Origin of the sequence: Falsiroseomonas oryzae, from assembly GCF_027856955.1 — a bacterium.
GTDB lineage: Bacteria > Pseudomonadota > Alphaproteobacteria > Acetobacterales > Acetobacteraceae > Falsiroseomonas > Falsiroseomonas oryzae.
Genome location: NZ_JAPSMD010000272.1, coordinates 1 through 7,401 on the forward strand (window position 1 = coordinate 1; position 7,401 = coordinate 7,401).

General features: G+C 72.8%; 8 protein-coding genes. 4 read left to right on the top strand and 4 right to left on the bottom strand.

Translation table 11 applies throughout. From position 1 onward, the window contains the following. Window positions 1-41: 41 nt before the first annotated feature. The 3 genes from OZN99_RS21235 to ccmA all read right to left on the bottom strand — a co-directional run bounded on the left by OZN99_RS21235 (window position 42) and on the right by ccmA (window position 1,767). Window positions 42-425, bottom strand: coding sequence for a hypothetical protein (locus OZN99_RS21235; RefSeq protein WP_270937248.1), 384 nt, complete (start codon window positions 423-425; stop codon window positions 42-44). A 95-nt stretch (window positions 426-520) separates the two neighbouring features. Beyond that, entirely contained in the window at window positions 521-1,180 is a 660-nt protein-coding gene (gene ccmB, locus OZN99_RS21240) for a heme exporter protein CcmB (RefSeq protein ID WP_270937249.1), read from the bottom strand. After that, window positions 1,177-1,767: a heme ABC exporter ATP-binding protein CcmA gene (gene ccmA / locus OZN99_RS21245; RefSeq protein WP_333779759.1), complete on the bottom strand. Its 591-nt coding sequence runs from the start codon at window positions 1,765-1,767 to the stop codon at window positions 1,177-1,179. Before ccmA ends, ccmB begins: the two co-directional genes overlap by 4 nt. Before the next feature lie 215 nt (window positions 1,768-1,982). Here ccmA and acnA point away from each other — a divergent pair, with 215 nt between their 5' ends. Genes acnA through OZN99_RS21265 form a run of 4 tightly spaced genes read left to right on the top strand, consistent with a single transcriptional unit; the run spans window position 1,983 to window position 6,732 of the window. Continuing rightward, the gene (gene acnA, locus OZN99_RS21250) at window positions 1,983-4,679 is read left to right on the top strand and encodes an aconitate hydratase AcnA (protein ID WP_270937250.1); all 2,697 of its coding nucleotides are present in this window, start codon (window positions 1,983-1,985) and stop codon (window positions 4,677-4,679) included. Window positions 4,680-4,738: 59 nt separating this feature from the next. Next, window positions 4,739-4,990, top strand: a complete 252-nt coding sequence (locus tag OZN99_RS21255) for a hypothetical protein (protein ID WP_270937251.1) — start codon at window positions 4,739-4,741, stop codon at window positions 4,988-4,990. A gap of 30 nt (window positions 4,991-5,020) precedes the next feature. Beyond that, on the top strand, window positions 5,021-5,965 hold the full coding sequence (locus OZN99_RS21260; RefSeq protein WP_270937252.1) for a diacylglycerol/lipid kinase family protein: 945 nt from the start codon (window positions 5,021-5,023) through the stop codon (window positions 5,963-5,965). Beyond that, window positions 5,962-6,732: a metallophosphoesterase family protein gene (locus tag OZN99_RS21265; RefSeq protein WP_270937253.1), complete on the top strand. Its 771-nt coding sequence runs from the start codon at window positions 5,962-5,964 to the stop codon at window positions 6,730-6,732. The genes OZN99_RS21260 and OZN99_RS21265 overlap by 4 nt, the downstream gene beginning before the upstream one ends. A gap of 17 nt (window positions 6,733-6,749) precedes the next feature. Here the strand turns inward: OZN99_RS21265 and OZN99_RS21270 are convergent. Then, a partial coding sequence (locus tag OZN99_RS21270; protein ID WP_270937254.1) for an MFS transporter occupies window positions 6,750-7,401 on the bottom strand: 652 nt, incomplete at its 5' end.

The window sequence follows — 7,401 nt, forward strand, 5'->3', positions numbered from 1 at the left end:
AACGAAGCAAGCGCGACGGCGTTGCCGCCGGCCATCGCCGGTCAGCCGGGCTCCACCGGGAACAGCGGCAGGGCGCGGGCCGGCCCGCCCCGGCGCGGCTTGGCGCGCCGCCTTGCCGCGGCGGCGCGCAGCTGCAGCAACTCGTCCAGCAGCCGGTCCACCGTGCGCCACAGCGGCTCGTCTCCGCGGCGCTCGGCCATCACCAGGCGGTGTGCCGCGAGCGTGACGTTCAGCGTGCCGCGGGTGGTCTCCGGCCGGGGGGAGCGCATCTGCACCAGCGCCTTCTCCACCTCGGCGACCGGCACGCCGAAGCGCGCGGCGATGTCCTGGGGCTCCGCGCCCTTGCGGCGCAGGGTGCGGGCCTTCGCGGCCTCTTCCGGCGTCAGGGCGATCTGCGGGCGCAGCGCGGCGGTGCGCCGCGACATCTCGCCGGATCCTGCGCCCGGCGGCTTCCCCTTGAACGTCATGGCTCGGCCTCGCGCGGTGTTGCGCGATGAAAGCGGCAACCGCGGCCGCGGTTTCACTCGGCCCGCAGCGCCGCCCCCGCGGCCAGCGGCGCCATCGGCGCGGCCACCGCCAGCAGCGCGCCCAGCAGCAGCAGGTAGGGCCGGGCCTCGAGCCCGGCCGCCGCGGCCTCGATCCCGGCGGCGCCGAAGATCACGGCGGGGATGGCCAGCGGCAGGACCAGCAGAGGCAGCAGCACCCCGCCCCGCCTTGCGCCGAGCGTCAGCGCCGCGCCCGCCGTGCCGAACAGCGACAGCACCGCGGTGGCCAGCGCCAGCGCGATCACCGCTGCGCCCCAGGCCTCGGTCGGCAGGTTCAGCATGGCGGCCGCCACCGGTGTGGCGGCCAACAGCGGCAGCCCCGTGGTCACCCAGTGGCCGAGCGCCTTGGCCATGGCCAGCGCGGCCGGCGGCAGGCCGGACAGCAGCAGCTGGTCCAGCGAGCCGTCCTCGGCCTCCGCCCCGAACAGCCTGTCCAGCGGCAGCAGCGCCGCCAGCAGCGCCGCGGCCAGCAGGGCGCCCGGCGCGATGCGGGCCAAGGTCTCCGGCGCCGGGCCGACGCCGAAGGGGAACAGCGCACAGACCAGGACGAAGAACAGCACGGCGGCCAGCGTGTCGGCCGGATGGCGCAGCGCCAGCCGCACTTCCCGCAGGAAGACCGCGTTGAACGCCCTCACAGCCGCAACTCCCCGGCGCCGGGCAGGGGGAGCGGCAGGTGCGTGGCGGCCAGCACCATCCCGCCGCGGCCGCGATGCGCCGCCAGCAGCGCACCGAGCCGCTCCACGCTCGCGGCATCCAGCCCCACCGTCGGCTCGTCCAGCAGCCAGATCGCCGCCGGCGCGAGCGCCAGCCGCGCCAGCGCCAGGCGCCGCTTCTGGCCGGAGGACAGCACCCGCGCCGGCAGCTCGGCCAGTTCCGTCAGGCCGAGTGCGCCCAACGCCGGCTCGACCTCGCCGCCCCAGAGGCGGGCGAAGAACTCCAGGTTCTCCCGCGCCGTGAGGGAGGGCTTCAGCGCATCGGCATGGCTGAGGTAGCGCAGGCGGCGGGCATGGGCGACGCGGTCGGCCAGCGCGTCCGCGCCCTCCCACAGCAGGCGGCCTTCCGCGGCCGGGATCAGCCCGGCCAGCAGCCGCAGCAGCGACGACTTGCCGGCGCCGTTCGGCCCGGTCAGTAGCAGAGCGCCACCGGGCGCGAGGTCGAAGGACAGCCCGGCGAACACCGCCCGCTCCCCCCGCCAGCAGGCCAGGTCCTGCCCCTGCAGCATCGTTGCCAGACCCTAATCTTGCGCCGGGTCGGCCCCCCTGGCCTGCCCCCTGGCCTTGTGGTTTAAGCCGCATGCTGCGGTCGCGAAAGCGGCCCGCCCTGCGGTCCGGAAGGGCCGGAGGACCGAATACACCGCGCCAGGGCCGGCGGAAGGCACCCGGCAGTTCCGGGGAGCAACCGACCGTGGCGCCACACGGAACACGGGGATCCCGGACCATGCGGATGATCGGGCAGGACAGCCTGAAGACCCGCCGCACCCTCTCGGTGGGCGGCAAGGAGTATTTCTACTTCAGCCTGCCCGAGGCGGCGAAGAGCATCGGCGACATCGCGCGCCTGCCCTTCAGCCTGAAGGTGCTGCTGGAAAACGTGCTGCGCTTCGAGGACGGGCGCAGCTACACGGTGGACGACGCGAAGGCGATCGCGGGCTGGCTGGCCGAGGGCCGCTCTACCAAGGAAGTGCCGTTCCGCCCCGCCCGCATCCTGCTGCAGGACTTCACCGGCGTGCCCGCCGTGGTGGACCTGGCCGCGATGCGCGACGCGCTGTCCAAGCTGAACGGCGACCCGCGCAAGGTGAACCCGCTGGTCCCGGTGGACCTCGTCATCGACCACTCGGTGATGGTGGACTTCTCCGGCACCAGGGACGCGCTGCAGAAGAACGTGGATGTCGAATTCGAGCGCAACGGCGAGCGCTACGAGTTCCTGCGCTGGGGCCAGAGCGCCTTCGCGAATTTCCGCGTCGTGCCGCCGGGCACCGGCATCTGCCACCAGGTCAACCTGGAATACCTGGCGCAGGTCGTCTGGACCTCGCAGGACGGTCCCGACAGCTACGCCTTCCCGGACAGCTGCTACGGCACGGACAGCCACACGACGATGGTGAACGGCCTCGGCGTGCTGGGCTGGGGCGTCGGCGGCATCGAGGCGGAGGCCGCGATGCTCGGCCAGCCGATCGCGATGCTCATCCCCGATGTGATCGGCTTCAAGCTGACCGGCTCGCTGCGCGAGGGCGTGACGGCCACCGACCTGGTGCTGACCGTCACGCAGATGCTCCGCAAGAAGGGCGTGGTCGGCAAGTTCGTGGAGTTCTTCGGCCCGGGCCTGGAGCACCTGCCGCTGGCGGACCGCGCCACGATCGGGAACATGGCGCCCGAATATGGCGCGACCTGCGGCTTCTTCCCGGTGGACAAGACCACCATGGACTATCTGCGCCTCTCGGGTCGCGACGAGCACCGCATCGCGCTGACCGAGGCCTATCTGAAGGCGCAGGGCATGTGGCACGACGCCTCGACCCCCGACCCGGTCTTCACCGACACGCTCGAACTCGACCTCTCGACCGTCGAGCCTTCCATGGCCGGTCCGAAGCGCCCGCAGGACCGCGTGGCGCTCAGCAATGTCGGCGCCTCCTTCAGCAAGGACCTCGCGGCCGGCGTGATGGGCGTGCCGGGCGACAAGGCCGACCTCCGCGTGCCGGTGGAGGGCGCGAACTACGACCTCGGCCATGGCGACGTGGTGATCGCCGCGATCACCAGCTGCACCAACACCTCCAACCCCTACGTCCTGGTCGCGGCGGGCCTTGTGGCGAAGAAGGCGCGCGCCAAGGGGCTGAAGCCGAAGCCCTGGGTGAAGACCTCGCTGGCCCCCGGCTCGCAGGTGGTCACCGAATACCTGACCAAGTCCGGGCTGCAGGCGGACCTCGACGCGCTCGGCTTCCAGACCGTCGGCTATGGCTGCACGACCTGCATCGGCAATTCCGGCCCGCTCGCAGACCCGATCGTGGATGCGGTGGAGAACAACAAGCTGGTCGTCGCCAGCGTGCTCTCCGGCAACCGCAACTTCGAGGGCCGCGTGCATGCCAATGTGCGCGCGAACTACCTCGCCTCCCCGCCGCTGGTGGTCGCCTACTCGCTGGCCGGCACGGTGAAGCTGAACCTGACGACCGACCCGATCGGCACCGGCAGCGACGGCAAGCCGGTCTACCTGAAGGACATCTGGCCGACGCAGAAGGAGGTGAACGACGTCGTCCACGCCGTGCTCACCCGCCAGATGTTCCAGGAGCGCTACGGCGACGTCTTCAAGGGCCCGGCGCAGTGGCAGGCGATCCGCGTGGACGCGGACAGCGACACCTACCGCTGGAACTCCGGCTCCACCTACGTCCAGAACCCGCCCTACTTCGAGGGCATGACGATGGACGTGCACGCGATCCAGCCGGTGAAGGGCGCGCGGGTGCTGGCGGTGCTGGCGGACAGCATCACCACCGACCACATCTCCCCGGCCGGCTCCATCAAGAAGGCGTCGCCGGCCGGCGAATACCTGCTCGAGCACCAGGTGCGCCAGGCGGACTTCAACAGCTACGGCGCCCGCCGCGGCAACCACCAGGTCATGATGCGCGGCACCTTCGCCAACATCCGCATCAAGAACGAGATGGTCCCGGGCACCGAGGGCGGCATCAGCAAGCACCATCCCTCCGGCGAAGTCGCGCCGATCTACGACGTCGCGATGAAGTACAAGAAGGACGGCGTGCCGCTGGTGGTGTTCGGCGGCAAGGAATACGGCACCGGGTCCTCCCGTGACTGGGCGGCGAAGGGCACCTTCCTGCTCGGCGTGAAGGCGGTGATCGCCGAGAGCTTCGAGCGCATCCACCGTTCCAACCTGGTCGGCATGGGCGTCCTGCCGCTGGTCTTCAAGGATGGCGAGGACCGCAAGAGCCTCGGCATCAAGGGCGACGAGACCATCGACCTGCTCGGCATCGAGGAGCTGAAGCCGCGCATGGAGGTGAAGATGGTGATCACCCGCGCCGACGGCTCCAAGGCCGAGACGACGCTGCTCTGCCGCGTCGATACCGCCGACGAGGTGGAGTACTACAAGAACGGCGGCATCCTGCACTACGTGCTGCGCGGGATGGCGAAGGCCGCGTAGGGCGCCTCACCCACCCTCCCCCGCAGCTGCGGGGAAGGGTGGGGACATCCTGACCTGCCATGGCCGACCTGCTTGCCCAGGGCTGGGTCACCGCCCTGATCGCCCTCGTCCTCGTCGTCGAGGCCGCGCTCCTGATCCTCCGCCGCGTCTTGTCGCCGCGCGCGGCGCTGCTGCTGGTGCTGCCCGGCGCGGGCTTCCTGCTGGCGATCCAGGCCGCGCTGTCGGGCGCGCACTGGTCGCTCGTCCTGCTCGGCCTCGCCCTGGCGGGCCTCGCGCATCTCGCCGATCTCCGGGAACGGCTGCGGCGCTGAACCATCGCGCCTGCGCGCCGTTGCAGGGGCGTGCGAGTCGCCGTCGTCCTCAACAGCTCCGCCGGATCCCTGCTCGGCCGCCACGAGGCGGAGGCCGAGGTCGCGCGCCATCTCGAAGCCGCCGGCCTCGATGCCGTTCTGGTGCCCGACCATCCGGAGGGGCTCTGCGCCCGGCTGGACGACGCCATCGCGCATGGCGCGGACGCGGTGGTGGTGGGCGGCGGGGACGGCACCATCGCCGCGGCGGCGGCGCGACTGCGCGGCACGCCGACCGCGCTCGGCATCCTGCCGCTCGGCACGATGAACATGCTCGCCAAGGACCTCGGCATCCCGCTCGCGCTCGAGGCGGCGGCGGATGCGCTGTCGCATGGCACGATCCGCGCCATCGACGTCGCCGAGGTGAACGGCCACGTCTATCTCTGCAATTCCGTGATCGGCTCGCCCTCCTGGCTCGGCCGCCACCGGGAGAGGCATCGCGGCAAGGCGAGCCTGCGCACCCGAACCGCCTTCGCCATCGCGGGGCTGCGTGCGGCCTGGCGCCACCGCCCGCTCCGCCTGCATGTCGAGCTCGATGGCGGCCGGCGCGCCGTGCGGCTCTGGACCCGCGCGCTGTCGGTCGCGAACAACCGCTACGCGGAAGGCTTCGGCCTGGTGATGGCGCGGCCGCAGCTGGATGGCGGGGAGCTCGCGCTCTATGTCGCGCGGCGCTACGGGCTGTGGTGGTGGGTCCGACTCTTCGTCGGCATGTTCCTGGGCACCTGGCGCGGTGCGCGGCTCGTCCACGAACGCACGGCGCAGCAGGTGACGATCCGCTCGCCGCGCGCAGCGCTGCGCGTGATGAGCGACGGCGAGGCACTGATCCTGACGTCGCCGCTGGTCTATCGCATCCACCCCGGCGCGCTGCGCGTCATCGTGCCGAAGCCGGCCGAGGCGGTTGCGCCGGCCGCGGAAACCACCCCGCCCCGCGCGGCATGACGGTCATCGCGCATCTCTCGGACCTCCATTTCGGCGCGGAGGACCCGGCGGTCGTTGCCACCCTGGCCGAGGACGTCGCCGCGGCGCGGCCGGACCTGGTCGCCGTCTCCGGCGACCTGACCCAGCGCGCACGTCATCGCGAGTTCCACGCCGCCGCGCAGTTCCTGCGCAGCCTGCCGGCGCCCGTGCTGGCCGTGCCCGGGAACCACGACCTCACGCCGCACGACGTGCTGGAACGCTTCGCCGATCCCTGGGGCCGTTGGCGTCGCTATGTCGGGCCGGAGACGGAGCCGGCCTGGACGGACGGGACGGTGGCCGTCGTGGGCCTCAACACCGCGCGGCGCGGCGGGCTCTACCTGAACTGGGCACGCGGCCGCGTCGGGCGGGAGAGGCTGGCGCGGCTGGAGGCGCGGCTCGCGGCGCTGCCCGATGGCGTGTTCCGCATCGTCGTGGCGCACCATCCCTTCAGCGCACCGGCGCTGCGGCCTGACGCGAGGCTTGTCGGCGGCGCGGAGCCGGCACTCGCCGCCTTCGCGCGGCACGGCGTCGGCCTGGTGCTGAGCGGCCACCTGCACCTGCCGGACATCGCCCCGATGGTGCCCGGCGCGCGCCTCCTGCTGGTGCAGGCGGCCAGCGCCACCTCGCACCGCCTGCGCGGGTCGCCCAATGCCTGGCACCGGATCGTGGTGGAGGACGGCGTGCCGCGGATCGCCACCCGTGTCTGGAGCGAGGGCGCCTGGCGCGACCCGCCGGCTGGGCCCGAATAGCCCGGACTGCGTCCGGACTATCCAGGTACAGCTTTGCCGGAGCCTGCGATCGCCCGGCCGAGCGCCAGCGAGGCCGGCACCGCCGCGGCGCAGAGCGCGGCCATCGCCCAGTAGCCGCCGCCGCCGAAGGCCGAGAAGAGCGGCCCGCAGGCCAGCGTCAGCACGCCCATCGACAGTCCGGTGCCGAGCGCAGCGTGCAGCGCCTGCGCGGTTCCGGCCTGCACCGGGGGCACGACGCGGCCCAGCACCGCCATGGTCGCCAGGTGCTGCGCGCCGAAGGTCACGCCGTGCAGCACCTGCAAAGGCAGCAGCAGCAGCGGGTCCGCCGTCAGCGCGGTCGCGCCCCAGCGCAGCACGCCCGCCGCCCCGGCCGCCAGGCAGAGCCCGACCGGCCCCAGCCGCGTCACCACGTCGCGGCCCCACAGGAAGAGCGCGATTTCCGCCAGCACGCCGACCGCCCAGAGCGCGCCGATCAGCCCCGCGCCCAGCCCCTCGGCCTGCCAGTGCAGCGTGCCGAAGGCGTAGTAGAAGGCATGGCTGCCCTGCACGAGGGCGGAGACCAGCAGAAGCCGCCGGAAGGCCGCGATGCGCAGCGGGGCCAGGAAGCCAGCCAGGCCGCCCGGCGCGGCGGCCGCCCGCGCCTCGCCCGGCGGCAGCAGCAGCGCCGCC

Excerpts from the sequence above, each read along its gene's own strand:
- OZN99_RS21235 (WP_270937248.1), bottom strand. The coding sequence starts at position 425 with ATGTCGCGGCGCACCGCCGCGCTGCGCCCGCAGATCGCCCTGACGCCG.
- ccmA (WP_333779759.1), bottom strand. The coding sequence starts at position 1,767 with ATGCTGCAGGGGCAGGACCTGGCCTGCTGGCGGGGGGAGCGGGCGGTG.
- acnA (WP_270937250.1), top strand. The coding sequence starts at position 1,983 with ATGCGGATGATCGGGCAGGACAGCCTGAAGACCCGCCGCACCCTCTCG.
- OZN99_RS21255 (WP_270937251.1), top strand. The coding sequence starts at position 4,739 with ATGGCCGACCTGCTTGCCCAGGGCTGGGTCACCGCCCTGATCGCCCTC.
- OZN99_RS21265 (WP_270937253.1), top strand. The coding sequence starts at position 5,962 with ATGACGGTCATCGCGCATCTCTCGGACCTCCATTTCGGCGCGGAGGAC.